The sequence below is a fragment of the Cellvibrio fontiphilus genome (genome assembly GCF_042646205.1).
In the GTDB taxonomy this organism is placed as follows: Bacteria; Pseudomonadota; Gammaproteobacteria; order Pseudomonadales; family Cellvibrionaceae; genus Cellvibrio; species Cellvibrio fontiphilus_A.
Genome location: NZ_JBHRTF010000015.1, coordinates 41,463 through 67,767 on the forward strand (window position 1 = coordinate 41,463; position 26,305 = coordinate 67,767).

The 26,305-nt window shown below is 50.2% G+C and carries 20 protein-coding genes; 8 read left to right on the plus strand and 12 right to left on the minus strand.

Features of this window, described 5'->3' with window-relative positions:
• The first annotated feature begins 29 nt into the window (after nt 1-29).
• The 3 genes from ACFODX_RS16410 (at nt 30) to ACFODX_RS16420 (ending at nt 6,199) form a co-directional block, all read left to right on the plus strand.
• Nucleotides 30-815, plus strand: coding sequence for a 3-keto-disaccharide hydrolase (locus ACFODX_RS16410; RefSeq protein WP_378121160.1), 786 nt, complete (start codon nt 30-32; stop codon nt 813-815).
• Nucleotides 816-931: 116 nt separating this feature from the next.
• Nucleotides 932-4,201: a DUF7133 domain-containing protein gene (locus ACFODX_RS16415; protein WP_378121162.1), complete on the plus strand. Its 3,270-nt coding sequence runs from the start codon at nt 932-934 to the stop codon at nt 4,199-4,201.
• Nucleotides 4,202-4,336: 135 nt separating this feature from the next.
• On the plus strand, nt 4,337-6,199 hold the full coding sequence (locus ACFODX_RS16420; RefSeq protein WP_378121164.1) for a TonB-dependent receptor plug domain-containing protein: 1,863 nt from the start codon (nt 4,337-4,339) through the stop codon (nt 6,197-6,199).
• Nucleotides 6,200-6,314: 115 nt separating this feature from the next.
• On the opposite strand, the gene ACFODX_RS16425 is transcribed toward ACFODX_RS16420, so the two are convergent.
• From ACFODX_RS16425 to ACFODX_RS16450, 6 genes are all read right to left on the minus strand, one after another.
• Nucleotides 6,315-6,503 (minus strand): DUF3224 domain-containing protein, encoded by a 189-nt coding sequence (locus ACFODX_RS16425; protein ID WP_378121287.1) that lies wholly within the window; start codon nt 6,501-6,503, stop codon nt 6,315-6,317.
• The gene (locus ACFODX_RS16430; RefSeq protein ID WP_378121166.1) at nt 6,496-7,242 is read right to left on the minus strand and encodes a DUF1961 family protein; all 747 of its coding nucleotides are present in this window, start codon (nt 7,240-7,242) and stop codon (nt 6,496-6,498) included. Before ACFODX_RS16430 ends, ACFODX_RS16425 begins: the two co-directional genes overlap by 8 nt.
• A gap of 77 nt (nt 7,243-7,319) precedes the next feature.
• Nucleotides 7,320-7,631: a 4a-hydroxytetrahydrobiopterin dehydratase gene (locus tag ACFODX_RS16435; RefSeq protein WP_378121168.1), complete on the minus strand. Its 312-nt coding sequence runs from the start codon at nt 7,629-7,631 to the stop codon at nt 7,320-7,322.
• Between the two features lie 92 nt (nt 7,632-7,723).
• Entirely contained in the window at nt 7,724-9,334 is a 1,611-nt protein-coding gene (locus tag ACFODX_RS16440) for a S41 family peptidase (protein ID WP_378121170.1), read from the minus strand.
• 244 nt (nt 9,335-9,578) lie between these two features.
• Nucleotides 9,579-10,910 carry a xylose isomerase gene (xylA, locus tag ACFODX_RS16445; RefSeq protein ID WP_378121172.1) on the minus strand — a complete coding sequence of 444 codons (1,332 nt, stop codon included), beginning with the start codon at nt 10,908-10,910 and terminating at the stop codon, nt 9,579-9,581.
• 66 nt (nt 10,911-10,976) lie between these two features.
• A complete protein-coding gene (locus tag ACFODX_RS16450; RefSeq protein WP_378121174.1) occupies nt 10,977-12,461 on the minus strand; it encodes a xylulokinase in 1,485 nt (494 codons plus the stop codon).
• 354 nt (nt 12,462-12,815) lie between these two features.
• Between ACFODX_RS16450 and ACFODX_RS16455 the strand changes: the two genes are divergently transcribed.
• The 3 genes from ACFODX_RS16455 to ACFODX_RS16465 all read left to right on the plus strand — a co-directional run bounded on the left by ACFODX_RS16455 (nt 12,816) and on the right by ACFODX_RS16465 (nt 17,291).
• The gene (locus tag ACFODX_RS16455; RefSeq protein WP_378121176.1) at nt 12,816-13,547 is read left to right on the plus strand and encodes an NUDIX hydrolase; all 732 of its coding nucleotides are present in this window, start codon (nt 12,816-12,818) and stop codon (nt 13,545-13,547) included.
• A gap of 319 nt (nt 13,548-13,866) precedes the next feature.
• On the plus strand, nt 13,867-15,279 hold the full coding sequence (locus ACFODX_RS16460; protein ID WP_378121178.1) for a sugar porter family MFS transporter: 1,413 nt from the start codon (nt 13,867-13,869) through the stop codon (nt 15,277-15,279).
• Between the two features lie 194 nt (nt 15,280-15,473).
• Nucleotides 15,474-17,291 (plus strand): endo-1,4-beta-xylanase, encoded by a 1,818-nt coding sequence (locus ACFODX_RS16465; RefSeq protein ID WP_378121180.1) that lies wholly within the window; start codon nt 15,474-15,476, stop codon nt 17,289-17,291.
• A gap of 136 nt (nt 17,292-17,427) precedes the next feature.
• Here ACFODX_RS16465 and ACFODX_RS16470 read toward each other — a convergent pair whose 3' ends face one another.
• Entirely contained in the window at nt 17,428-17,961 is a 534-nt protein-coding gene (locus ACFODX_RS16470; protein ID WP_378121182.1) for a cytochrome b/b6 domain-containing protein, read from the minus strand.
• Nucleotides 17,961-18,227: a PepSY domain-containing protein gene (locus tag ACFODX_RS16475; protein ID WP_378121184.1), complete on the minus strand. Its 267-nt coding sequence runs from the start codon at nt 18,225-18,227 to the stop codon at nt 17,961-17,963. Before ACFODX_RS16475 ends, ACFODX_RS16470 begins: the two co-directional genes overlap by 1 nt.
• A 336-nt stretch (nt 18,228-18,563) precedes the next feature.
• On the opposite strand from ACFODX_RS16475, the gene manD reads away from it, so the two are divergent.
• Together manD and ACFODX_RS16485 are read left to right on the plus strand one after the other, a co-directional pair.
• The gene (manD, locus tag ACFODX_RS16480; protein ID WP_378121186.1) at nt 18,564-19,772 is read left to right on the plus strand and encodes a D-mannonate dehydratase ManD; all 1,209 of its coding nucleotides are present in this window, start codon (nt 18,564-18,566) and stop codon (nt 19,770-19,772) included.
• Nucleotides 19,773-19,825: 53 nt separating this feature from the next.
• Nucleotides 19,826-20,950 carry a glycoside hydrolase family 43 protein gene (locus ACFODX_RS16485; RefSeq protein WP_378121188.1) on the plus strand — a complete coding sequence of 375 codons (1,125 nt, stop codon included), beginning with the start codon at nt 19,826-19,828 and terminating at the stop codon, nt 20,948-20,950.
• 27 nt (nt 20,951-20,977) lie between these two features.
• Here ACFODX_RS16485 and ACFODX_RS16490 read toward each other — a convergent pair whose 3' ends face one another.
• The 4 genes from ACFODX_RS16490 to ACFODX_RS16505 are packed head-to-tail and all read right to left on the minus strand — an operon-like array spanning nt 20,978 to nt 26,201.
• Nucleotides 20,978-21,691: a DUF6445 family protein gene (locus ACFODX_RS16490; protein ID WP_378121190.1), complete on the minus strand. Its 714-nt coding sequence runs from the start codon at nt 21,689-21,691 to the stop codon at nt 20,978-20,980.
• 17 nt (nt 21,692-21,708) lie between these two features.
• Complete coding sequence (locus ACFODX_RS16495) at nt 21,709-23,232, minus strand: tryptophan halogenase family protein (RefSeq protein WP_378121192.1); 1,524 nt, start codon at nt 23,230-23,232, stop codon at nt 21,709-21,711.
• A 21-nt stretch (nt 23,233-23,253) separates the two neighbouring features.
• Entirely contained in the window at nt 23,254-24,651 is a 1,398-nt protein-coding gene (locus ACFODX_RS16500; RefSeq protein WP_378121194.1) for a tryptophan 7-halogenase, read from the minus strand.
• Nucleotides 24,648-26,201 (minus strand): tryptophan halogenase family protein, encoded by a 1,554-nt coding sequence (locus ACFODX_RS16505; protein WP_378121197.1) that lies wholly within the window; start codon nt 26,199-26,201, stop codon nt 24,648-24,650. Before ACFODX_RS16505 ends, ACFODX_RS16500 begins: the two co-directional genes overlap by 4 nt.
• Nucleotides 26,202-26,305: the final 104 nt, after the last annotated feature.

Here is a 26,305-nt window from a genome sequence, read left to right on the forward strand (position 1 = left end):
CGACCTGAACTCCCAAGGGAAAACACACCATGAAAAAAACTCTACTGACCAAGGCGCTGGCGCCGACTGCTGTTGCGTTTGTCGCCTGTGCATTTGGCAGCCTGGCAATGGCGGCTGAAACCAAAAAAGAACCCTGGCAATTGGCACAAGAAACCGAAGTCTGGGAACCCGTTCCGCCGGTAGTTTCTGCCCCGGCAAAAGGCGTACCTTCTGATGCAGTGGTACTCTTCAACGGCAAAGACCTGAATCAATGGGAGTCAGTAAACGGCGGTGCCGCGGCCTGGACTCTGGGCAAGGGTGCAATGACCGTTGCCGCCGGTAAAGGCGACATACGCACCAAAGAATCCTTCTGCGATGTGCAACTGCATATCGAGTGGAAAACCCCCACCGACATCAAAGGTGCCGATGGCAAATTGCTGGAAGGCCAGGGCCGCAGTAACAGCGGCGTGTTCTTCCAGGAGCGTTATGAAATCCAGGTATTGGATTCCCATAACAACAAAACTTACCCCAACGGCCAGGCCGCATCGGTTTATAAACAAACCATCCCACTGGCTAACGCTACCCGTGCGCCGGGTGAGTGGCAAACCTACGACATTATTTTCACCTCGCCCAAGTTCGATGGCGACAAACTTGCCAAACCCGGTTACGTGACCGTACTGCACAACGGTGTGCTGGTACAGAACCACGTGGAAATCCAGGGTGCCACCGAGTGGATTGGCAAGCCCTCTTACAAAGCCCACGGTTGTGCGCCGATCCGCCTGCAGGATCACGGCAACCCGGTGAGTTTCCGCAACATTTGGCTGCGCAAACTCTAAGGCCTACCGGATTTTCATCTGTCCGCTGACAGTTTTTGTTTTGCCTGAACTGTCACTTTCTTTGCGCCGCAGCTAACCCTGCGGCGCTTTTTTCATAATTGGTATCGGTATTGATCATGTCTCTACGTAAAAAAAGCACATTGCTCTCGCGCAGCGCGTTGCTTGGCTCCCTGATCGCCTGCAGCCTGCCGCTCTATGCGCAAAACCCGGCGGATTTTTTTAAAGAAAACAAGGCGTGGGTAACTACCACCAAAGCCAGCGCCGTGGGCAACAAACTGCAACTGGCTCCCAACAGTAAAGAAGGCAATATACTCGCGCTGAGCGCCAGCAATGGCGAGCACCTGATCGCCCACGAATGGCTGGGCGATTCGGTCTTGGATATGGAGTTTTTGGTCACTGAAGGCAGCGATGCGCAGTTGTTTATCCAAGGCCGTTACGCCGTCCCACTGAAAAACGTCACCAACGAGTGGCAACATTTGCGCGCCAAATTCCGCGCCCCGCGCTACAACGAGGCGAGCATCAAAACCGAACCGGCGCTGATTCTGGAAGTCACCATCAACGGTGAGCCAGTGCTCACTAACGATATACGCACCGGCCTGAGCGAAGGCTCCAGCATTCCTTGGGAAGGCACCGGCGGCCCCACCAGCTTATTGGTGAAAAAAGGCCAAATGGCGCTGCGCAATTTCACCCTGGCAGGCGCGGATTTCTCGTTAGTAACAGTGCCCAAAAATTCCGGCGAAGCCACCAATGAAAAAGAGCTGGTGGATTTTGTCGCCCTGGGTAAAGAAACCTTTGGCGCTGTAGGCTGTAACGCCTGCCATTTGGTGTCCGCAGATGACAGCGGTGTCAGCACCGGCCCTAACCTCTACGGCCTATTTAAACGCGAGCCGCGCAACCGCGAAGTGGTCGAGGGCGGCGAAGGCCATCGTTTTACCGTAAAAGCGGATCGCCAATACCTGCACCGCAGCCTGCGTGAACCCGAAGCCCAGCTTGCAATTTCAGAGAGTGGCGCCAAAAAAGGCGAGCCCTATTTGCCGATCATGCCCGCCTTTTCCGCCCAGGTATTAAGTGATGTACAAATCGATGCCATTGGCGATTACCTGGCCACACTGAACCCGCCCGCCGAACAAGGCCCAGCCATCAAACTACTGGCGCAGACTGGCGCGGAAGAATACGACCCGGTAAAAGACCGCCTGCAATTTTTGGTGGGCGATGAAGTGCGCATCCAGCGCGGCCCTATGGTGCTGAGCGATGGTTTTGGCAGCTCCGGTCGCGCCATCCACGTTGGCACCCCTTGGGGCGTGAACTACACCTTTGACCCGCGCCTGCTGGCCATCACCAAAATCTGGCAAGGTGGCTTTTTGGATATGAGCGGCGAGTTTTTGAATCGCGGTGGCAAGGGTTTGAAAATGGGCTTTGAAAGCCGCGAGATCAGCCTGGGCAGCAAAGCCTTTTTGCTGGCGCCACTCAATGCCAAAGGCGAAGTGATCGATTTCTCCTTTAAAGAAGCCCAGTATGGCGATGCCGCCACTGTAAAAGCCTCACTGGAGAGCAAAGAGGACCACCTGCCCCGCGTGGCCGCGATGGACGCACAATTTTTGGGTTATTTCCGCGACTCCAAACAGAAGCAGCAACTGCCCAGCTTCAAATATCGTGTAGGCAAAAACACCCTGGAGATCCAGACCAGTATCGCTGCCGATGGCAATGTGACCGTCACCGTTAAGGGGGAGCTGGCCAGCCCACAAAGCTTCGCGCTCAATGGCGATGCACTGCAAAACATCAGCAGTAAACAAGGCCAAATCGCCAACCAACAATGGACTTTGCCCGCCGGTAAAATCAACGCCAGCCTGAGCGCCAAAATGACTCTGGCAAACAACCCTTGGCGCCCGGAAGTAGTGAAGTTCAACCACTATAAACAACCGGTAAAAATCACCGAATCCAAAGCCAATATGCCTACCGGTTACAAAGTGGAAAGTTACTACCCGCCCAAAGATAATTTTGGCCGCGAGCAATTGTTTGAAGCCCTGGGTTTAAGCCTGACGGAAGACAACACAGTCGTAATCGCCACCCGCACCGCCGGTATTTGGCGCATGGTGAAAGGCCAATGGCAATTGTTTGCCGAAGGCACTTTTGACAGTTTGGGCGTAATCGCCGAGGACAAAAAAGGCCTTACCGTTGTTGTCGGCCAAAAAGCCGAATTGACGCGCATCAGCGATACCAATGGCGATGGCGTGGCGGACAAGTTTGACACCCTGTTCGATGCCCACTCCTACCACGGCAACTATCACACCTATATGCACGGCCCGGCACGTGGCAGCGATGGCGCCTATTACATTAGCCTCAACCTCGCCCACAACGAAGCTGGCTCCAGCTACAAGGCCGGCGGCCAGTACATGGGCACCGAGGGCGGCTTGGGCGGCTGGAATATTCGTGTAGAACCCAACGGCAAATTCACCCCCTGGGCTTATGGCCTGCGCAGCCCCGCCGGTTTGGGTACCTCACCGGACGGCCGCCTCTGGTACTCGGATAACCAGGGCGAGTACATGAGCACCTCCAAGATCTTTGTGATCGAAAAAGATGCCTACTACGGCCACCCATCGGCCTTGGTTGACCTGCCGGGCGTAACCCCGGAGATGGCAGAAAAAACCCGCGATAGCATGTTCGATAAACGCGCCGATGCGATCATCCTGCTGCCACACAACCGCGTTGCCAACTCACCCGGCCACCCGGCGTGGGACACCACCAAAGGCAAGTTCGGCCCCTACGCTGGGCAGATGTTGATGGGCGATCAAACCCAATCCAACCTGCTGCGCATTGCGGTGCAAAGCGTGGATGGCAAAGAGCAAGGCAGTGTGATGCCGTTTATCGATGGTTTGGAATCCGGCGTTATGCGCCCACTGTTCCTGAAAGATGGCAGCCTGTTACTCGGCCAAACCGGTCGCGGCTGGCAGGCGAAAGGTGGTCACGTCGCGAGCTTGCAACGCATAGTCTGGGATGGCAAAACCGTCGCACCGGCGATTACCGAAATGCTGGCAACACCCACTGGCTTTAGCCTGCAATTAACCCAGCCACTGGCCGCGCAAATCACCGCCGAGCAATTGCAATCACTGCTGGCGCTGGAGTCATGGGTATATCGCGATGCTGCCGAATACGGTTCGGATGAGTTGGGCATGCAAAAAGAAACCATCAAAGCTCTGCGCATCAGTGCTGACCGCAAATCTATCGAGATAGATTTAGCTTCGCTCGCGCAAGCCAAGGTTCACCCACAGCAAACCGCACGGGTGTATCATGCCAACCTCAACAGCAAAACACTGTTTGCGAAAGATGCACCGGAGAAAATGGAGGCTTATTACACACTCTATAAATTTCCCGCAGCGAAAAAATAGTTTCTCGCTGTTGCACCTTGTAAGGTAGAAGCCGGACACCGGTGTTTGCTCAACGGATAGCCCCAGAGCAAACACCGCCATCCGGCTTTTTCACGTCTGATGGATCGGTATTTTTAATTTTATAAAAGGCTTTATATGAAACACTTCCGTTTGACGCCGCTAATTGCAGCACTAGTCACCCTGCCCGCAGTATCCGCCACCGAAGAATTAATCATTACCGGCAGTTACAACCCGGTCACCAACGAACAACTTTCTTCGTCCGTCTCGGTGTTAAATCAAGAGCAATTATTGCGACTGAGCAATCACAGTTTGATTGATGCCCTGCGTCAAATTCCCAGTTTATGGGTGGAAGAACAAGGTGGCCCCGGCGGAGTTACCTCCATTAATTTGCGCGGCGCCGAAGCAAACCACACATTGGTTTTACTCGATGGTGTGCAATTAAATGACCCCACCAATACCCGTGGCGGCGCATTCGATTTGAAAGGTATTAACATCGAATCCATCGAGCGCATTGAAATTATTCGCGGCGCACAATCGGCCATTTACGGCTCCGATGCACTCGCCGGTGTCATTCACATCATCACCCAAACCCCGGGCAAAAAATCCACTACCTTGAATGCCAGTATCGGTGAAGACGATTACGCCAGTACCGGCGTTACGGCAAGTGGCGCCATCGGCCAAGTGGGTTACGCATTCACACTTCAAACCACTGACGCCGGTGAACCGGTTGCCGGTAGCACCGCAAAAAATAAAGAATTTTCAGGCCGCTTGAATTGGCAGCAAGAAAATCACGCACTGAATTTTAGTTATCGCTATTTTGATGGCGAACGCACCAGCTTCCCCGAACAAAGTGGCGGCCCGGAATATGCACAGCAACCGGATTTAGATGAAGGCGAATACACCGATAAAAGTGCAGCACTCAGCTGGACCATGCAGGTCAATAATGTTTGGCAAAGTAAAACCAGCGCGAGCTGGTATCGACGCGATGAAAACCAAACTTCACCCGGCATTTTGCCTTTTGATGCCGTTCCGCCCAACGGCGCCATTATCGATTTTGAACGCACCCAATTTAGCTGGATCAATACCCTCGGTGATCAACAAAAAATCTGGGCAAATATTGGCCTAGAAACCAAACGTGAAGATGGCATCAGCGAAGGTTATTTATTCGCGCCTGAAGTGTTCCCGTTAAATTTTGCATTAGAGCGCGAAATCAACAGCGCCTTTATTAATTTAAATGCTTACGCAACGGATAATTGGTTAATACAAGCCAGTCTGCGCCGCGACGATGCCGATAATGTTGCCGCCAATGACTCGGGCCACATAGGTACGCGTTACAAAATTAACGACAACATTTCCTGGTTTGCCAACTGGGGCCAAGGGTTTAAATTGCCCAGCTTTTTTGCGCTCGGCCACCCGTTTGTCGGCAATGCAGATTTAGTGGAAGAAACGGTCACTACCAGCGACACTGGTTTTGAATACAATCGCGATTTAATCAGCACGCGTTTGAGTGTGTTTCACCACAAATACAAAAACCTGATTGATTACGATGGTGAAAACAATACCAACGTTAATCGTTCACCGGTAAAAACCCAAGGCGTGGAGGCGGAACTCAATTGGCAATTGCTGCAAAACCTGCACTGGCGCGTTCACGGCAGTTATGCCGATATCGACATGCCCAGTTCGGAAACACACCTCTTAGGCCGCCCACAAGCCACCTACGGCAGCGCGTTTTACTACACCATCAATAATGTCTGGTCACTTAACCTGAATTATTTGCGCGTAGATGAACGCTTTGCCGTAAGCCGCTACACCGGCACCGGCGCAGAAGAAATTCTGGATGCCTACCACCGCATCGACGCCAACATCCGCTGGAATATTAATGCCAACACCCAGCTGGGTTTAACCCTGGAAAACCTCGCCGACGAAACCTACTACACCGACATAGGCTTCCCTGCGCCCAGCCGTTTGGCCAAGTTGAATTTGCGTTTGAGTTTTTAAGATTTAACGGCATAAATAAAAACGCCCAAGCAATTTTTTGCTTGGGCGTTTTTTTGGTTTTGGAGCGAGCCTTGCGAAACAAGCAACCAGTTAATAATTAACTGCAATAACAACACTAGGCTTCAGAAAAGGCATACTCGAATTCGTAGAAGTGTTTACCATTTTCTATTTTGATCAGCATTTTTCCAGAAATACCACTCAGCTCTCCCGCCCCCGAAGCACGTCGGCACCGCATGAGGTGAGCGTTAAAGCCCGGCAATTTAATACTGGCCACCACGCGGCTCAGCAGCTCAATATCATTCATCACCGACGTTTAATCCCCACACCTGAAAATTGCGATAGCGGAAATGGCTCCACTGCATTTGGCGGAAACCGATTTTTCCGCCGGCCAGCGGGCCGCCGGTATCGACATCGTTAATGAGCGATTGGTTATCGATGTAATCAATCACGCTGCGCCCATCAATTAGCAGACGAATATGCGCGCCCTGTTTTATCAGGGTGATTTTATGGATGGCGGTGGATTGGGTCGGAATGCCCTCGCTGCCGGACTGTAGCAAACTGAAGGTGTTATTTTTGCGCAAGTTAGCGTGGACTCGCCCCGGTTCATGGGCGACATTGGCGTAATAGGAGATGTGATAATTTTTTATCTTGCCGTTGGTGTATTGGGTAAAAGTGCCGTCGCGCGCGGGTAAGGTGGGCGCAAAAATATCCTCGCCGTTTTCGCCGCGTGCGGCAAAAAATACAATCAATAATCCGGCATCAGTCGCGAGGTTTTGTACCTCCCAGCTAGCGATAAAACTGTCGGGAAAATCCTGCGGGCACCAAAACACATGGTGCGCAGATTGTTGCGGGGAAAACATTTCCATCCAACCAGCGCGAAATTTTACCTGCGCATTGCCTTCCATTATCCAGTTGGCCACCGATTCTTTATCGCGCATGCTTGATTGATAAAGCAACTTGCCTTTGGCGGGAAAAGCATTGGCAGGCAAAGTAAAAAATAACGCCACCAACAAGATAAACAAGCGTGAAAATAGCGGTGTCATAACGGCCCCGTGAATAGCATTTGCCGCAGTATTTCAAATAATCACGCGTGATTCATCCCTATTTTTTGGTGATTCAATCAGCGTGAAAGCGAGGCATAGACTCCATCCATCTGCTGCGCCAGCGCCAAATCCTTGTCGCTAACACCACCTGCATCGTGCGTGGTCAGTTGTACATTGACCCGATTGTAAACATTGCTCCACTCCGGGTGATGATTCACTTTTTCACAATAAAGAGCGCAGATAGTCATAAAACCAAAGGCATGTTGAAAATGAGTAAATTTATATTCTTTAGTGAGTTTTTCATTGTGAAGTGACCAACCACTTGCAGTTTGATTCAGCGCGACCAATGCCCCGGCAAGTTGTTCAGGCGTTAATTTTTGTGTAGGCATATTGATAAGTACTCTGCATTTAGAAAAATCAACTGATTAGCTACAAACAAAAAGGCTTCCACTGTGGGAAGCCTTTTTGCAATTCACTAACGCTATTTATCCAACACCATAATTTTTCGTATCTCAGGCAAAATAAATTCCCCCTGCTCCGCTTCGGCCTGCGTTTTTTGCAGGTTGCGGGTGACGGTGGCGGCGCAACTTCCTGTTGCGCGAAAGCGCAGTGCGGTGGCGAGCATAGTTTCATTGGCGTCGCCGAGTTGGCGGGTCAGATCATCCTCTGCGCTGCAACCTTTAATCCGCGTGGTGCCGTTGTCGCTATTGGATGGAATAAAACCATCGCTGTACTCACCAAAACCTTTGGCGTTAGCCCCTTTAAGTTGGATGGTGTAATAGGTGGTGCCGCAATTATGTTCCGGGTAAAAGCCATAGGGTTTACCACACGTAGTTCCGCCAATTAAGAACACCTGCACATTGGCACCGCGCAAGCCGTTAATAATGGCCTCGCTCGCCGAGCAAGTGGATTCACTGGAGAGAATGTAAACACGATTTAAATTTAATGTGGGCAAAGCCAGGTTGCGATTTAAACCGTAAATACCTTCATCCAAAAACGGGAATGGCTCCAGCCGTGGCTGTTTGGAATTTTGAATTTGTTCGTAAAACACTTTACCGGCAACATTGCTGCCGCTAATCATGTAGGAGGCAAGGCTGGCAATGGATAACAAACCGCCACCGTTGTAGCGCAAATCCAACACCAAATCACTCACGCCGGCTTGTTGTAATTGATTGATGGCAACAACCCATTCATCCTGGGATTTTTCCACGTGGGTGTTAAACACCAGATAACCCACGGGGCCAGTGCTAGTGTCCAACACCGCTGTTTTTAATACAGTTTTGCTATCGATTTGGGCAGATTGCAAACTGACATTTTTGGTGGTGCCGTCGGTTGCTTGCAATTCAAAATTATGCGCGGCGCCCAATACACTGGGAAATAAACCTTCATTCAGCGCGTTTAAACCTGCATCGCTATTTTCATTAATTAAATCGTAGTTATCGATTTTTATAACGCGATCACCGCGCTGCACGCCGGCATTTGCGGCCGGCGAACCCGGCTCCACATAGGCGATATAAAAGCGGCGCGGCGGCGTACTGGAATAAACTTTCAGGCGATAGCCATAGTCGTAGCTAATGCCTGCCTCCCAGGCTTCGGCATCCGCCGTTGGCTCATAAAAATGGAAATTATCTTTGGGCGCACCTGAGCTGGTAGTGCGATTGGTTTTTAACAGCATGAAATAATCTTGCGGGGTTTCACTTGCCACAGTGGGCGAGCGATCCGTCACTTCGTCGAACCACAAATAGGTTTCATTGGTCCAGGAGCGCAGAAAGTTCTTTTCGTCCGTGCGCGTACCTCTTTTATCGGGGAAGGCGATGTTAGTAAATTGGCTGCGCCCGCTGCGCGGTGCTTCGCAGAGATTGGCAAACTTATCTGATGACTCATAGACACCTGATGACCCGCCGGTGTCATTTTTCACCGGCTTGGGGCCAAGCACTGTGCTGTTGCCCCCGCCACAGGCAGCCAAGGTAAATATCAACCCGCCAAGGGCTATAGCTTTTACGCCACACACTGACAATTTGGGCAGAGTTAATTTGGATGAGGCGAATCTGGAGGATGTGGCCGCTTCCGGTAATGCGCTGATTTTATTCACTGGAGATTCCTTTTGTGCTCGCGATGGATTCTGGTCATGCCGGTTTGCCAAAACAGCATAAAAGAGCCGCGCACAAGACACCAGAGCCCACACAACAGTCTGCGAAATACAAAGCAAAAAAAGCCGCTAGCAACACCCGCAAATTGCAGATGCTGTAGCGGCAGAGGCTTTGCTAGAGCATTTGGTGCAGGCAGTGCCCGCACCAAAAAAAGCGAATAAAAGCCAGTGATTAACGAACCGGCAATTAACGAATGTAGCGGTTGATAATGTTTTCGTAGAGTTCCTGACGACCACTTTGCAGGGTGACTTCGCCACCTTTGTTGCCAAGCTCAGCCAGTTGTTGCAGGGTCAGTTTGCCTTGCTCGTAAGCAGCACCATTGCCTGAATCAAAAGAGGCATAACGCTCTTTACGCATGCCTTCCAGTGGTGACTTTTGCAACAAATCATCAGCAATCAACAGCGCACGAGCGAAGGTGTCCATGCCGCCGATATGGCCGTAGAACATATCTACTGGGTCCGGTGAATTGCGACGCACTTTTGCATCAAAGTTCACACCGCCACCTTGCAGGCCGCCAGCGCGCAGGAATACCAACATCATCTCAACGGTTTCGTTGATGTTGTAAGGGAACTGGTCAGTGTCCCAAGCGTTTTGGTAATCGCCACGGTTGGCATCCAGTGAACCCAACATGCCGGCATTAGCAGCGGCTTGCATGTCGTGACACATGGTGTGGCCAGCGAGGGTCGCGTGGTTGGTTTCCAGGTTCAGTTTGAAATCTTTATCCAAACCGTGGTGACGCAAGAAGCCGATAACGGTTTCCGCATCAAAATCGTATTGGTGCTTGGATGGCTCCATCGGCTTTGGCTCGATGAAGAAGTAACCTTTAAAGCCTTGGCCGCGCGCATAATCGCGAGCCATGGTCAGGAAGCGCGCCAAGTGTTCTTGCTCGCGTTTCATGTCGGTGTTGAGCAAGCTCATGTAGCCTTCACGGCCGCCCCAGAACACGTAGTTTTCACCGTTCAGGGCAATGGTTGCATCCAGTGCATCTTTCAATTGTGCACCGGCGTAAGCCACTACGTTGAAATCGGGGTTAGTTGAAGCGCCGTTCATGTAGCGTGGGTTAGAAAACAGGTTGGCAGTGCCCCACAACAATTTCACACCAGAGGCTTTTTGTTTCTCTTTGGCGTATTCAACGATGGTTTGCAAACGCTGTGAAGTTTCTGCACGGCTGCTGCCTTCATCAACCAAGTCGATATCATGGAAGCAGTAATAAGGGGTGCCCAACTTGGTGATAAATTCAAACGCGGCATCCATTTTTTCGCGCGCGCGCGCGATTGGATCTTGTGTTGCCATCCAGGGGAATACTTTAGTGCCTGGGCCAAACGGATCGTGGCCGGCGCCGCAGAAACTGTGCCAGTAGCAGGTGGCAAATCTGAAGTGCTCTTTCATGGTTTTACCGGCAACTACACGATTCTCGTCGTAGTATTTAAAAGCCAGTGGGTTATCGGAATCAGCGCCTTCGTAACCAATTTTTCCGATACCGGGGAAGTATTCTTTACTACCGAGAACAATACTCATAGGGTTCACCTTGTTGGGTTTTGCTGTAAAAAAATTCGCTTACTGCACCAGTTTTTTTGCGCGCACTTAACGCGGCAAAAGTTCACACCAGTGTTGGTAGGCATCCTGATATTGCGCAAAAAACTGCGCTTGCGGTTCAATCACATTCAAGCGATGTAAACCGGTAAAAGCTTCACTGGCCGAGGCGTAATAACCACTGCCTAACGCGGCGGCGCGCGCAGCACCTTCGGCGCCGTCGGTTTCAAACATTTCTACTGCTGCTTGTGTGGTGTTGGCAAAAGTTTGTGCAAACACCTCACTCAAAAACATATTGCCCTTGCCGGCGCGCACTACCTCGCAGCTGCCACCTAATGACTTCAATACATCAAAGCCCTGATTGAGCGAGAACACTATCCCCTCTTGCGCGGCGCGTACCATGTGCCCCAAACCGTGGCGGTTGAAATCCAGATTGCGCAATTGCGCACCTGGATTTTTATTTTGGAAAATTCGCTCGGCACCATTGCCAAAGGGATGGAACAACAAACCTTCACTACCCACAGGCACGGCTTGCGCCAGTGCGTTTAATTGCGGGTAGGAGGGAGTTGCACCGGCTTCGCCGAGGGTTTGACGCAACCAGGAATACAAACGGCCGCAGCCATTCACACAGACCAATACGCCGTTGCGTTTTTCGGCTTCGGTATTGGTGACATGCAAAAATGTATTTACGCGCGATTGCACATCGGCTGCCGGTTGATCGGTCACACCGTAAATCACGCCGGAGGTGCCCGCGGTTGCCGCGACTTCACCGGGCTGCAATACATTCAAACTAAAAGCGTTGTTGGGCTGATCGCCGGCGCGATAACAAATTTTCACGCCGCTGCGCAAACCCAATTCAGCGGCGACGGCATCGCTCACTATGGATTGCACACCAAAACTGGGCACTAGATCAGGAATTAAATCCGCTGAAATACCCCAGTGATTTAACAATTCAGTGGCAACACGGTTGTGTTTGAAATCCCACAGTGTGCCTTCGGATAAACCTGAGGCCGTGGTGTTGATCACGCCGGATAATTTCATCGCAATAAAATCACCGGGCAGCATCATTTTGTGGATGCGCGCAAAAATATCCGGTTGGTTTTCCTGCACCCAGCGCAATTTGGCGGCGGTGAAATTGCCGGGGGAATTTAATAGATGCTCAAAACAGTAATCGCTACCCAATTCAGCCAGGGCTTTTTCACCCAGCGGCACAGCGCGGCTGTCACACCAGATAATTGCCGGGCGCAGCACCTGTTGGTGGTTATCTACCAACACCAAACCGTGCATTTGGTAGGAGATGCCAATGGCATCGATCTGCTCCAATTTGATCTGGTCGCGCGCGGCCAAACGCGCCAAACCCTGACGCACACAATCCCACCAGGTGTCCGGGTGTTGCTCAGCAAAACCCACGGCGGGGCTGGCAATCGCCAATTCAGATTCAGGGTGCGACAGCGCGCCCAGGCTTTTGCCGGTGGCGCCATCCAGCACCGACAGCTTTACCGAGGAGCTACCAACATCAATACCAAGAAACAGCATAGAGACTCGTTTGTTTTATCAATTTATAGGCTGCGGAGGGGCGCACATCGGCCAATACCGATGAGATAACGCCAGTCATGTAATTAGAATATCTTATTGTCCATCTGACAACAAGAAGCTGGATGTTAATTTTTATCAATCCAGAAGCTATTTACTGGCGCAAATGGGGGAGGATCACCTATATAGATTCAACAGGACTATATGTCAGGATCAAAAACGGGTCAGTCAGGGCCTGGAATAGGCCCCAACATCTAAGGCTCGACCATTTTGGGCATGACTTATACAATGCCGCGCTTCGGGCGCAGCGCGTCCAGCTACTTCCTACAACATGCAAAGCCCTTGAGGACATTGCTCGTGCCTAACAACCATATTCCCGGCAGTCTCAGCACTACTCACTCAGCGCACCTTGATGACAACATCATCAAAGCACTATCCATCGATAACCTGATTTTTGGCTTGGATAATGACGAGTTAAAAATCCTGCTGGTCAAACAAACCGACCCGCTGCACCAAGGCAAGTGGGCGCTGCCCGGCGGCTGGATTCGCTACGATGAGAACCTGCGCGACGCGGCCTATCGCCTGCTGGAAGAACTGACAGGCGTGCGCGATTTGTTTTTGGAACAGCTGAAAACCTTTGGCCGGGTTGACCGCTTCCCGAACGAGCGGGTAGTGACCATTGCCTATTACGCTCTGGTGAGCGCCGACAAATTCTCGCTGGTCGCCGGCCAAAGCGCTGCCGATGTGAGCTGGCAAAGCGTGAACAAACTGCCCGAATTGGTGTATGACCACGCCGAGATTGTCGCGCACGGCTTGAAAGTGCTGCGCCACCAGGTCTGTCATCAACCCATCGGCTTTAACCTGCTGCCGGAAAAATTCACCCTGCTGCAACTGCAGGCGCTGTATGAGGCGATACTCAACACCAAGCTGGATAAACCCAACTTCCGTCGCAAGATCATGAAAATGAACCTGCTCAGCCCTTGCAATGAAAAACAGCAGGGCGTACCTCACCGCGCGGCCAGCCTTTACCGCTTTGACGCCGAAGCCTATAAACACCTGAGCGAATCAGGTTTCGCGTTTGAGATATAAACAGCGCCATCAAGCACCCCACCACAGCCATATAGTCTACAAAACCATAATGGTTTAGTATTCGCCAGCACCAAAGCGCCGGATCACCAGATCGGCGCTTTTTTGTATCGCCGTTTAACCTTTATCACCATCAGCCCCTGCGGAAACAGAATGCCGGCTCGTTATAGCTAGCGCGGGAACCTGCCGGGAAATAATCAGGTGTGATAAGGTCTTGGCCGTTTCAATCCAACCAATGCCCCGGTTAATCACCCGACAGGGGCAAACACAACGACAGGCAACGCCAGTAGCAACACCATAATTTTTATAACAGGAATAACCAATGAATCAGACCATCACCAACAACCAGACAAACATGTCGTTTGTCGTTCTTATCAGCTTGATTGCCACCATCGGTGGTTTCTTGTTTGGCTACGACAGCGGAGTTATTAACGGCACCGTTGACGGCCTGCAAAAAGCGTTTAACTCAGACTCCATGGGCACCGGCTTCAGCGTTTCCTCCATGCTGCTCGGCTGTGCGGTTGGTGCTTTTTTTGCCGGCCAGTGGGCTGACAAGTACGGACGCTGGTGGGTGCTGATGGTGTCATCCATCCTGTTCATCATTTCAGCCTGGGGCTCAGGCATAGCAACCGGGTCGGTTGAATTTATTATTTACCGCGTAATTGGCGGCTTGGCGGTAGGTGCGGCGAGCATCATCTGCCCCGCTTATATCAGTGAAGTAGCACCGGCAAAATATCGCGGCAAACTCAGTTCCATCCAACAAATCGCCATTATCAGCGGGCTGTTTTTTTCATTCCTGAGCAATTACCAATTAGCGGAAACCGCAGGTGGCTCCACCGAAATTCTCTGGCTGGGTTATGAGACCTGGCGCTGGATGTTCTGGATGGAATTGATCCCGGCAGGCATATTTTTCCTGGCACTCTTCCTGATTCCGGAAAGCCCGCGCTTTTTGGTCGCCAATGGCAAAAACGATAAAGCCAAACAAGTGCTGAGCAAACTCTATGGCGACAAAGCTGACGACAAAGTAAAAGAAATCTATGACACCCTGGCCCACGACCACAAACCCAGCTTTGCCGACTTACTGGACAAAACAACCCGCAAAATCCGCCCGATTGTGTTGGTGGGTATCGGCTTGGCCATATTGCAACAATTTGTCGGCATCAACGTAGTGTTCTACTACGGTTCAGTGCTCTGGCAGGCAGCGGGTTTCTCTGAAAGCGATGCGCTCTTTACCAATGTAATCTCCGGCGCGGTGAGCATCGGCGCCTGTTTTGTCACCTTTTTCCTGGTCGATAAAATTGGCCGCAAACCCCTGCTGTGGGTTGGCTCCATCGGCATGACCATCACCCTGGCATTGGTGGCTTTCGCTTTTGCCGGCGCACCGGTTGATGAAGCGGGCAAATTACAGCTGTCATCCACCAACGGCCTGTTGGCACTGATTGCGGCCAATGTCTACGTGGTGTTTTTCAATATGTCCTGGGGGCCAGTGGTGTGGATCATGCTGGGCGAGATGTTCCCCAACCAAATGCGCGGTTCTGCCCTGGCGATTGCAGGCCTTGCCCAATGGGGCGCTAACTTCCTGATCACCTGGACCTTCCCGATGCTGCTCGCCTCGGCGATTGGCCTGGCAGGTGCCTACAGCATCTATACCTTCTTTTCACTCTTCTCTGTATTTTTTGTTATGTGGTACATCAAAGAAACCAAAGGCAAAGAACTGGAGCAAATGGAAGGTTAATTACCGCCCTATCGCCCACCAAAAAAACCACCTTCGGGTGGTTTTTTTATGCATGAAATCAGTTTCGCGCCGATTGTGAAAAAAACATCGCGAAAGCGACCGCCGCATCTCCCCAGCTGTGTACAGCTCAAATTTTGTTATGGTTTAATTGACTAGAACAATACCAATAACTAGCAATACACAGGAAAAAAACCATGCAGCAAGTTCATCAACTTTTATCAATCGGCATATTTACCCTTGCACTCAGTGCCTGCGGCGGCTCCGGCAATGGCAGCTCCAGTTCCAGTGCCAACAACTCCAGCGCACCTGCCAGTGTCGCTGCCAGCTCTGAAGCCCCCAGCTCCACCGCACCAAGCTCTAGCCCACTCAGCTCGGTTGCGCCCAGCTCAGTGGCCCCCAGTTCCGTAGCCGCGAGCAGTCAGCCGGCCAGCTCCAGCAGTGCTGCAAGCGCCACAGTCTTAACTCTGGATATGACCACGGGCTGGCGCGGCAATGGCAACAACAACAGCGGTGTTACCTACAGCGGTAATGGCGTGAGCTTTAATGCCAGTGGCGATGACATAGGCGCAGTGACCGATATGCTGAAACCTATCGCCCTGGAGGATGCCGTTATCACAATGGTGATTAACGTCAGCAGCGAATTCAAAGCCAGCGGCGCCAGCTTGCAACCACTGGTGCAAATCAAAGGTGGCAGCTGGGCCGGCGAGTGGGGTTGCTGGGCGGGCAATGAGCTATTCACAGCCGGGGAAGATGCAACCATCTCCTGCACCGTTACTGAAAGCGACAAAAAGTTCAATCAGACAGAGTTTGACGTGCAAGTCGGCGTGCAAGCCAAAGGCACACCTACCGGCGTCGTAACCATCAAAAGCGTCACAGTTACCCTTGCACAAGCAGCCAGTAGCTCATCGCTGCAAAGCTCAAGCACTGGCAGCGTTTACTCTGCCAATGTTGCGCGTTTGCAAGCACTCGCCAGCTTCCCGATCGGCGCCGCTGTGACCAATAACGATGGCCCCAGCTTTAACATAGTGACCAATACCTCGGAACAAGCCGTGGTGGAAAAGCATTTTGGCGAGATGACGGCCGGCAACATCATGAAAATGAGCTACCTGCAGCCGAGCAATGGCAACTTCACCTTCACCAATGCGGACACCTTTGTGGATTACGCCAAAGACAACAGCATCAACGTACACGGCCACGCGCTGGTTTGGCACTCAGACTACCAAGTGCCTAACTTCATGAAAAACTGGAGCGGCTCGGCAGCAGACTTTATCGCCGAAGTGGAAGACCATGTGACGCAGGTGGTTACCCATTACAAAGCCAAGGGTAATGTGGTGAGCTGGGATGTTGTAAATGAAGCCATCAACGACGGCTCTCCGGTAGCCAACTTCCGCACTACCGATTCCACTTTTTATGTAAAAAGCGGCAACAGCTCGGTGTATATCGAAAAAGCATTCCAGGCCGCACGCGCCGCTGACCCAAGTGCCGTGTTGTATTACAACGATTACAACATCGACCAAAACAATGCCAAAACCACCAAGCTGGTTGAAATGCTGACCGACTTCCAGACCCGCAATATTCCTATCGATGGTGTGGGCTTCCAGATGCACGTTTTTATGGATTTCCCCAGCATTGCCAACATCAGCGCGGCGATGAAAAAAGTGGTGGATAAAGGCCTGAAAGTAAAAATTACCGAATTGGATGTAGCGGTAAACAACCCTTACAGCGGCGGCTGGCCGGGCAACAAAATCACCAGCTTTACTGACACTGTCGCCCAGGCACAAAAGAAGCGTTACTGCGAAATTGTAAAAGCCTATTTGGATACAGTACCGGCCGCACAACGCGGTGGCATTAGTGTGTGGGGCACCACCGACGCTAATACCTGGTTGACCACAGCGACCGCTGCCTACAATGGTGAAGCCATCGCCTGGCCGCTACTGTTCGACAACAATTACAACGATAAACCTGCCCTGCGCGGTTTTGCCGATGCACTTGAAGGCAAATCCTGTAATTAATTGCGGTCATTAATCAAAGACAAACGCTGTTATTAAAAAGCGGCGCAGCGCAAATAAAATAACAGCGCAGCGCACATAAAAAAGGCCAACCGGATTCGGTTGGCCTTTTTTAGTTTTTTAACATCGCCGGAAAAAATTAATCCAAAGGGCGACGCTTTCCGGTAATCATGGAAAGGGGTAAATTTTCCTTGAGGCGATAACTTTCAAACAGCGCTGCGCTGACATGCACCACCACTAAAGCCATCACCGAATTAGCGATCCACTCGTGCACATCCTCCACCCACTGCTCACCCCAGAAATAATCCACTTCTTCCAACATATAGCCGGTAACACCGAGCAAAAAAATGCCCAACATCATTAACAGCATTACCAACGCGCCGAGCGGTGAATGCCCCATGCGATGGTAAGCCTCGCCACGCAGCAATGCCTTGGTGTGCACAGCAAGACGCGCCGGTGTAGGGAAAAAATCCGCCCAGCGCGCAGCACCTTTGCCACCCATAAATCCCCATAGGCTACGCACCACTAGCCAGGCCACAGCCACATAGCCGAGCCATTGGTGCCAGTCATCACCCGCTTCATTAAAAAAATAATTGGCGATAAAAATCAGCGCAATCGACCAATGAAACAAACGCACCAGCGGGTCCCATAGGGTTGTGTTGGCAGCGCGCATTAGTCTTCAATTTCCTCTTTTACAACTTTGCCAGTCACCGGATCAAAATAAATTTCTACTTTTTGTTTGTCTTTGTTCCAGCCATAAATTTCATAGCAGTTGCCATCGGTCACTTTAAATACTTTGATCTCGTAACCCTGCTCTTTGAGTTGCTCCTGAAATTTGGTTTGATCCAGCCACTCGGATTTATCTGCCTTGGTACACTCCGGGCCGGCAAATGCGGCTGCACTTAACATTGCCAAACTTGCAAATACTAATTTACGCATAACGAATCTCCTTGAGAGGACAAAATTGAAAGTAAAAACGAACCACGTGTCACTATTAAAACATTGCCGCCCGACATTGGGTTAAGAACCGTAAGGAAAGGTTATACAGCCAACCAAACCACAGGGCCTGCGCGAGCATCAACACAGACAGGCGCAGGGCGGCTGACACTAACCAAGCCGGCAGCGCGCGTCAACCGAGGGAATATTAACTGGCAAAGCTTAAATAATCCTTAACGACTACTGCCAAAAACCTGAGCCCTTGGGTTATACTGGATAACACTAGTATACAAGTAGATCAGACAACTCTTTACTCCGCCCTTTTTGAGACGCCATTGAATGAAAATTGTTGATGCAAAAGTCATTGTGACCTGCCCCGGCAGAAATTTTGTCACGCTAAAAATTACTACCGACCAGGGTGTGTATGGTATTGGCGATGCAACACTCAATGGCCGCGAAAAAGCCGTGGTGTCCTATCTGGAGGATTATTTAGTCCCCGCCTTGATAGGCCGCGACCCGCAGCAGATTGAAGATATCTGGCAATTTTTTTATCGCGGTGCCTATTGGCGCCGCGGGCCGGTGGGTATGACTGCGCTGGCCGCGATTGATGTTGCACTCTGGGACATTAAAGCCAAACTCGCCAATATGCCGCTCTATCAATTACTCGGCGGCAAAAGCCGCGAGCGCATACTCACTTACACTCACGCTAACGGCAAAGACCTGGATTCCACACTGGAGGCTGTACGCAAAGCCAAAGAAAAAGGTTATGCGGCGATCCGTGTGCAATGCGGTATTCCCGGCATTGAAAAAACCTACGGCGTGGCCAAGGGCGATAAAAGTTATGAACCAGCGGATGCGGATTTGCCCTCCACCGAAATTTGGTCCACTGAAAAATATTTGAATTTTATTCCCGAAGTATTTGCACAGGTGCGCAAAGAGTTTGGCAATGACATTCATTTATTGCATGACGTACATCATCGCTTAACACCGATTGAAGCGGCGCGCCTGGGCAAAGATCTGGAACCCTATCGTTTATTCTGGATGGAAGATGCGGTGCCCGCGGAAAATCAGGAATCGTTTAAATTAATTCGCCAACACACTACGACGCCACTCGCCGTAGGCGAAGTATTTAATTCCATCCACGATTGCCGCGAATTAATTCAGAATCAGTTGATCGACTATATTCGCGCGACTATTGTGCACGCCGGTGGTATTACCCAGGTGCGCCGAATTGCCGATTTTGCCAGCTTGTTTAACGTGCGCACCGGCTTCCACGGCGCGACCGATTTATCGCCGGTATGTATGGGCGCTGCGCTGCATTTTGATTACTGGGTGCCCAACTTCGGCATTCAGGAACACATGGCCCACAGCGCACAAATGGATGAAGTTTTTCCGCACGCTTACGAATTTAATCGCGGTTATTTCACCCCCGGCGAAACGCCCGGCCACGGTGTGGACATCGATGAAAAACTGGCGGCAAAATACCCTTACAAACGCGCCTGTTTGCCCGTAAACCGCTTGGAAGATGGTACTCTCTGGCACTGGTAACAGCAGCGCTGTTACCGTCATGACTTATCAAACAATAATGATCGGAGCAGCAGATGTCTTACCGCAAAACATTACTCCCCCTGGCGCTTGGCGCCGCGCTCTTGGGCACAGGTTGCAGCGATAAAAACGCTGCACCTGAAACACCGCAAAACACCCAAAGCCTGATAAATTCCGCGAGCGCCAAGCCCGAGCAATTTATCAACCAACCACTGGTAACCCACCGTTATACCGCAGATCCGGCCGCGCACGTGTTTAATGATCGCGTGTATATCTATCCCTCGCACGATATCGATAGCGGCATCACCAGCGACGGTGAAGGCGATAAATTTGATATGAAGGATTACCACGTTTTTTCCATGGCAAAAAATAGCCTTGCCCAACCCAATGCGGAAGTCACCGATCACGGCGCGGTGCTAAAACTGGAAGATATTCCCTGGGCCAGCCGCCAACTCTGGGCGCCCGATGCCGCGGAAAAAAATGGCCAGTTCTTTTTATATTTTCCTGCAAAAGATAAAGACGGGATATTCCGCCTAGGTGTCGCCCGCAGCAATTCACCCAGCGGCCCCTTTGCTGCAGAACCCACCCCCATGGATGGCAGTTTCAGTATCGACCCGGCGGTATTTAAAGATGATGACGGCAGCCACTATTTATATTTTGGCGGCATTTGGGGCGGGCAATTACAGCGCTGGGCAAGCGGCAGCTATGAGGAAGAAGATAAATATCCCGCCAGTAACCAGCCTGCACTCAGCCCCAAAGTGGCGCGCCTGAGCGACGACATGCTGCAATTTGCCGAAGCACCACGCGATGTGCAAATCCTCGACAACACCGGCAACCCACTCTTGGGCAGCGACAGCAATCGCCGTTTTTTTGAAGGCGCCTGGCTGCATAAATACAACGGCAAATATTATTTTTCGTATTCCACCGGCGACACCCACTACATAGCCTACGCCACCGGCGACAATCCCTACGGCCCCTTCACCCACCAGGGAATTATTTTAATGCCAGTACTGGGCTGGACTACCCACCATTCCATTGTACAAGTGGACGGCAAATGGTTTTTGTTTTACCACGACAGCCAAATTTCCGGAGGCAAAACCTATTTGCGCAATATGAAAGTGACCGAATTGATTCACAACGACGATGGCAGCATCCGCACGCTGGATGCCTATTTGGATTAACTGGAATAAACCCAGCCTTGGCTGGGTTTAATTTCTATTGGTAGTGCCAATAAACGTATTGATCGTTAACCTTCCCTTGCGCGGATCTGCTTCAAACCTAAAATCAGATCCTATATTGCCTGAGTGCAAACTGGTACAGCGATAAATAATCATGCGATTGTAAACCGCTTCATAACTCGCAATCTGTTCAAACAACTGGTTGCTACCATTCATATAAGCCCGCGGATAGGAATGTTGTGTGATGCCCGCATTTAACTTTTCAAAATAAGTTGCTGTGCGTTCACTGTTGATATATTCAAACCCGGTATCCCGATGACGATAAAACGCAGTACCGCCCTTATCACTGCCACACAAATAGTGCACCGCTGCCAATTCAGATGAAATTAAAGAATCATAATGCGGTAAACACTGTGCCAGTTTTAATTGGTTAACCGGTGTAAGCACCATCGAATAATCGGCTTTAACATGGGTCACCATCGACTCATGTAACGCGAAAGTTTTGCCTATTTCTTCGCGCAGGTAGTGATAAATCAGCTGCAAATAACTATCCGGCGCAGCAGCACGCAAGCCCGGATACATAGCATCAATTTTATTTAGCCGTGTATAACGGGCACAGTGCTCAACCCAGTAAGCGGGGTCGCTGACAAAGTTATCCACGACTAAAACAGGCTGCTGCTCATCGCCAATAAAATCAACACGACAAGAAAAATCCGGGTGCAGTTGCATACCAAATGCGCTCACTATTATCCGATGAACAATTATTCTTTAGCGCAATGCTCCGCGATAAACTGGGCGTGTGAAGGCATATAGTCGACTGCGGTATCTATGACACGTTTAACCTGCGCCATGCGCCGATCAAATTCTTCCTCCGGCAACACATCAACCAGTGGATGATAGCCCTGCGGCGTCATTCGCTGCCCCAGCATGACCTCCACCCAACTGATTTCATTAAACAATTCGTTATTAAAACGAAACACATGGCCATTCGCTTTAAAGACATCGATTTTTTTCTGCAAGCTTTGGGGAATTTCCATTTCCCGACAATAATTCCAGAAGGCCGAGTCATTTCGCTCAGTCACTTTGTAATGCAATATTAAGAAATCGCGTATTTTCTCATACTCAAAACCAACCTGTTCGTTGTATGAGTCGATCTCGTGTTGGTTAAATTCTTTATGGGGAAACATCGCCATAATCCGCGCCAGCGCACTCTGCACTAAATGGATACTGGTAGATTCCAGCGGTTCCATAAAACCCGATGCCAAACCAATAGCCACACAATTCTTATGCCAAAATTCTTTACGCCGGCCAGTCGTGAATTTTATTAACCTGGGCTCAGCCAATTTTTCACCCTGAATATTTCCCAGCAAAATATTGCGAGCTTCATCATCTGACATAAACTTGCTGGAAAAAACATGCCCGTTCCCGGTTCTGTGTTGCAGCGGAATTCGCCATTGCCAACCAGCCGAGTGCGCGGTAGCGCGGGTGTAGGATGGCAAGGGGTCCAGCCGCTGGCTGGGCACAGCCCAAGCGCTATCGCAAGGCAGCCAGTGCGACCAATCCTCGTAGCCAACGCCCAAGGCCTTGGCTATCAGCAAACCTTTAAAACCGGAACAGTCAATAAAAAAATCACCCGCCAGCACTTCATGATTTTCCAGTTTTACACCGCTAATGAAGCCACTCTGCTCATCAAGAGCAACATCAATTATTTTTCCCTCGATACGCTTAACACCAAAATTTTCAGCGTAATTACGCAAGTATTTTGCATATAAACCCGCATCAAAATGAAATGCATAGGCGATATTGGATAACGGCGAATTACCCGCATCAATTGAACGCATAAATTTATTTTTTTTACTCGCCAGGGTATTCAAGCAATAATCGCCAATGTCCTTGGAGCGCCCCTGTTTTTGTAACTTTAACCAATAATGGTAAAAAGGCAGCGACTCCATATCATGGCCAACACTGCCGAATGCATGAATATAGCTATCGCCCTTCTGACCCCAGTTTACAAATTCGATACCGAGTTTAAAGGTCGCGTGAGTTTTGCGGATAAAATCATCTTCATCTATATTCAAAGATTTATTAAATAATTGAATCTGGGGAATGGTTGCCTCACCAACACCCACTGTGCCAATGTCATCGGACTCAATAAGAATAATTTCATATTTATTATTTTTTAAATATCTGGACAAAGTGGCCGCTGACATCCAGCCTGCGGTACCGCCACCAACTATCACCACTCTTTTAATATGATTGTCTTGATTGTTGATAAAACTATTCATAAATGGGTTAGCTCCCGCTTTTTATTTGACCGACGGCCAGGTTTCAACCTCTGCAGTAACAGCTGCTTTAATCCTATCAAACACATTGCGCATTTCAGCCTGGCTCAAATGGAAAGTGATAGGTTCAACATTGGAGGGCACCACCCCCAACCCCAAGAGCAACCACAACTGCCACTGCCTTTTATAAACTTCATTTTCATAAGCCGGCAATTTACCCCGATGCGCAAATAAATCCAACTTGTGCTGAAGCGGCGAAGATATTTTGCAATGGTTAATAACAGTTAAGGTACCAGGAAATTTTCGCTCAGTTTGAATAAATACGGCTTGGGATAAATCGCGTAAATTTTCATAAGCTGCAATCAAACGCTGATTGTACTCACTCACCACAGAAGGCCCATCAGGACATGCCGGATAAAATTGCTGGAGGATTCGCAATGCCACCCAAATTAAATCAACTTCGCATACCAATGGCGAGTGAAGGTTAATTAACGCCCTACCCAAATGTAATAGTTGATGAGCACGCGGACTTGCTACGCAGCCTGAAAAAAGATCAGCACTTTCCTCGCCCACCGACTCGTCAGGCAAGCCGTAGCAGGTAGTTTCTTGCAATGCGGTTGCATAACGGGTTATGCGCCATAGATTGTGATCAAACCCAACATCACTCACCAAGCGCTGCTGCGCTTGCGCAGTATTTTTGCGTGTCACTTGAGTGAAGGGGATAAACTCCTGCCAGGAATTATAGGGTGTAATTTGATGGCGCAATACCGGACAGGTATTTACCAAAAAATCAGCGCCTGCATGCTCACCGCTGGCAAACTCAATGACATAACTCCCTGAATGGTTCAGCAGTTTATCTACAGGCCGACTATCCTCCTGAACCGCCAAACTTCTACAAATCTGTTGTAGCAATTGAATGTAGTTTTTTGTCAGAAAACTATATGAGGTTTCATAGGTCGCACGAATGGATAGCGGATCTTTTGATGGCGGCATAAAACGATTTTTTTGTGCTGCCAGCGCCGCCACAGACAAATCATTTAAGCCATAGGCCATGGATTCATGCATTGCACGAATATAAAGCTGGTGAAACTCTATAGCGCCTAACGGAGAACCATATTCGCCCCAACCATGATAAAAACAATTATCCGGGCCTGGTGTCGGCTCATAGCGTGGAAAATGGTGATAGCAAGTCCCCAGAGTCGGAGTAGCTGCACAGGCAGAAATAAATTGTTGATCAGACACGCCGATGAGCGACAAAAAGCCGGAGAAATCGGGCATTGGATTTTGAATCAAACTATCGCCGGCAGAGCTTACGCCGGTGAATATCGATATGCTGGGGCGATGACTTGCCGGCTGCACGGCGAAAAACGCTGCTGCCATCCAAGCGGCCATATCATTTCCGATAATGGCTATAGATTTCATCGCGCACCACCGTACAGGCTCATCCGTGGCTTGACAGAATTAGCGGCCATTTTCCCACTTGATAAAGCATGTAGCGCTGCCGTATGCGATGGCATTTTTTTTACCAGATGGCGCAAGTGCTCAGGAATTTTTTGTACGAGCGGCAAGAGTTCGTGCGTTGATATTTGCTCGATACGCGAATCTATTTTTTCCGGGAACAACCCCTGACCAAAATACACTGCCAGCCAGCTGGGAGGCATAAACAAGCCGGCGTCATACTCCACAACAGAAGCACTCTCTTTAAACACCTCCATTTTATGCTGCAGTGAATCAGGGATATTCATGGTAGCGGTTTGCTGCCAGAAGCCCTCTGCGCGATTATTCAAGTGGTAATGCAGGATAATAAAATCACGAATTTTTTCGTATTCATCACTCACCATACGATTGAACTCTTTTGCATCAAGTTCAAAATCGCTGGAGATAGGTAAAAGCTCTAATAATTTGTAGATGCCAACCTGAATCAAATAAATACTGGTAGATTCAAGTGGCTCAAGAAATCCGCTTGCCAAGCCGATGGCCACACAATTTTTTTCCCAGGCGTGGTAACGCATACCCGCTTCAAAATCGATTCGACGCGGATCAGCAAGGGGTTTGCCCTGCACGTGCGCCAGCAAAATATCCACGGCTTGCTGATCGGTGCAAAACGATGAACAAAAAACATGTCCATTGCCCATGCGATGCTGCAGTGGAATTTGCCAACACCAACCGGCCGACTTTGCGCTGGAGCGGGTGTAGGGCCGGATATCGGCAGTCAATTCGCTGGGCATGGCAAACGCACGATCACAGGGCAACCAGCGATTCCAACTGGTGAAGGGAACCTTTAATTCCTGCCCCAATAAGCGCGCGCGAAAACCACTGCAATCGATAAAAAAATCACCCGCCAGAATTTTCCCATCGGCCAGATTAAGGCTCTGGATAAAACCCGTATCCTGATTCAAGGTGACGCTGACAACCTCGCCCTCAACCCGTTGCACACCGCGCGCTTCACTGTAATCACGCAAAAAGCGAGCGTAAGCACCTGCATCCAAATGGTAGGCATAGGAAAATGTAGACTCGACAGAATTCTGATTAGCGGAGGGATATATAAACCGCTCACTCGCTGCCATTACATTAGCCAGTGAGTAGCGATCAAATGTTTCCACCTCAGCCAACTTACGCGCACGCAGCCAGTAGTGATGGAAGGGAATACCTTTTATGGGGAATCCATGATCACCGAATGGATGAAAATAATCACTGGACTCACTGCCCCACCCATCAAACCTTATGCCCAATTTATAGGTGGCTCGGGTGCTGCGCATAAACTCGTCTTCGTCGATGCCGAGCATGTCATTAAACACACGAATATGCGGGATAGTTGCCTCACCTACGCCGACAGTTCCAATCGCCGCGGACTCCACCAAAATAATTTCTGTGGCCTCGGTTTTGACAAAACGCGACAGGGCCGCGGCAGTCATCCAACCCGCCGTTCCACCACCCAGGATAACTATTTTTTTTATCGTTGATTTATTCAAGGAGAACTCTCCCAGACCAAGATGGTAATTAGCCTATAAGTTTCACATTTATTTTTTGTAGATAAATTTTCTTTTAAAACAAAAAAGCGCGCCCTGTTAGGGGC

Bases quoted from the DNA above. Each gene is read 5' to 3' on its own strand.
- ACFODX_RS16410 (WP_378121160.1), top strand. From the start codon at position 30: ATGAAAAAAACTCTACTGACCAAGGCGCTGGCGCCGACTGCTGTTGCG.
- ACFODX_RS16415 (WP_378121162.1), top strand. From the start codon at position 932: ATGTCTCTACGTAAAAAAAGCACATTGCTCTCGCGCAGCGCGTTGCTT.
- ACFODX_RS16420 (WP_378121164.1), top strand. From the start codon at position 4,337: ATGAAACACTTCCGTTTGACGCCGCTAATTGCAGCACTAGTCACCCTG.
- ACFODX_RS16425 (WP_378121287.1), bottom strand. From the start codon at position 6,503: ATGAATGATATTGAGCTGCTGAGCCGCGTGGTGGCCAGTATTAAATTG.
- ACFODX_RS16430 (WP_378121166.1), bottom strand. From the start codon at position 7,242: ATGACACCGCTATTTTCACGCTTGTTTATCTTGTTGGTGGCGTTATTT.
- ACFODX_RS16435 (WP_378121168.1), bottom strand. From the start codon at position 7,631: ATGCCTACACAAAAATTAACGCCTGAACAACTTGCCGGGGCATTGGTC.
- xylA (WP_378121172.1), bottom strand. From the start codon at position 10,910: ATGAGTATTGTTCTCGGTAGTAAAGAATACTTCCCCGGTATCGGAAAA.
- ACFODX_RS16450 (WP_378121174.1), bottom strand. From the start codon at position 12,461: ATGCTGTTTCTTGGTATTGATGTTGGTAGCTCCTCGGTAAAGCTGTCG.
- ACFODX_RS16460 (WP_378121178.1), top strand. From the start codon at position 13,867: ATGAATCAGACCATCACCAACAACCAGACAAACATGTCGTTTGTCGTT.
- ACFODX_RS16465 (WP_378121180.1), top strand. From the start codon at position 15,474: ATGCAGCAAGTTCATCAACTTTTATCAATCGGCATATTTACCCTTGCA.
- ACFODX_RS16470 (WP_378121182.1), bottom strand. From the start codon at position 17,961: ATGCGCGCTGCCAACACAACCCTATGGGACCCGCTGGTGCGTTTGTTT.
- ACFODX_RS16475 (WP_378121184.1), bottom strand. From the start codon at position 18,227: ATGCGTAAATTAGTATTTGCAAGTTTGGCAATGTTAAGTGCAGCCGCA.
- manD (WP_378121186.1), top strand. From the start codon at position 18,564: ATGAAAATTGTTGATGCAAAAGTCATTGTGACCTGCCCCGGCAGAAAT.
- ACFODX_RS16485 (WP_378121188.1), top strand. From the start codon at position 19,826: ATGTCTTACCGCAAAACATTACTCCCCCTGGCGCTTGGCGCCGCGCTC.
- ACFODX_RS16495 (WP_378121192.1), bottom strand. From the start codon at position 23,232: ATGAATAGTTTTATCAACAATCAAGACAATCATATTAAAAGAGTGGTG.
- ACFODX_RS16500 (WP_378121194.1), bottom strand. From the start codon at position 24,651: ATGAAATCTATAGCCATTATCGGAAATGATATGGCCGCTTGGATGGCA.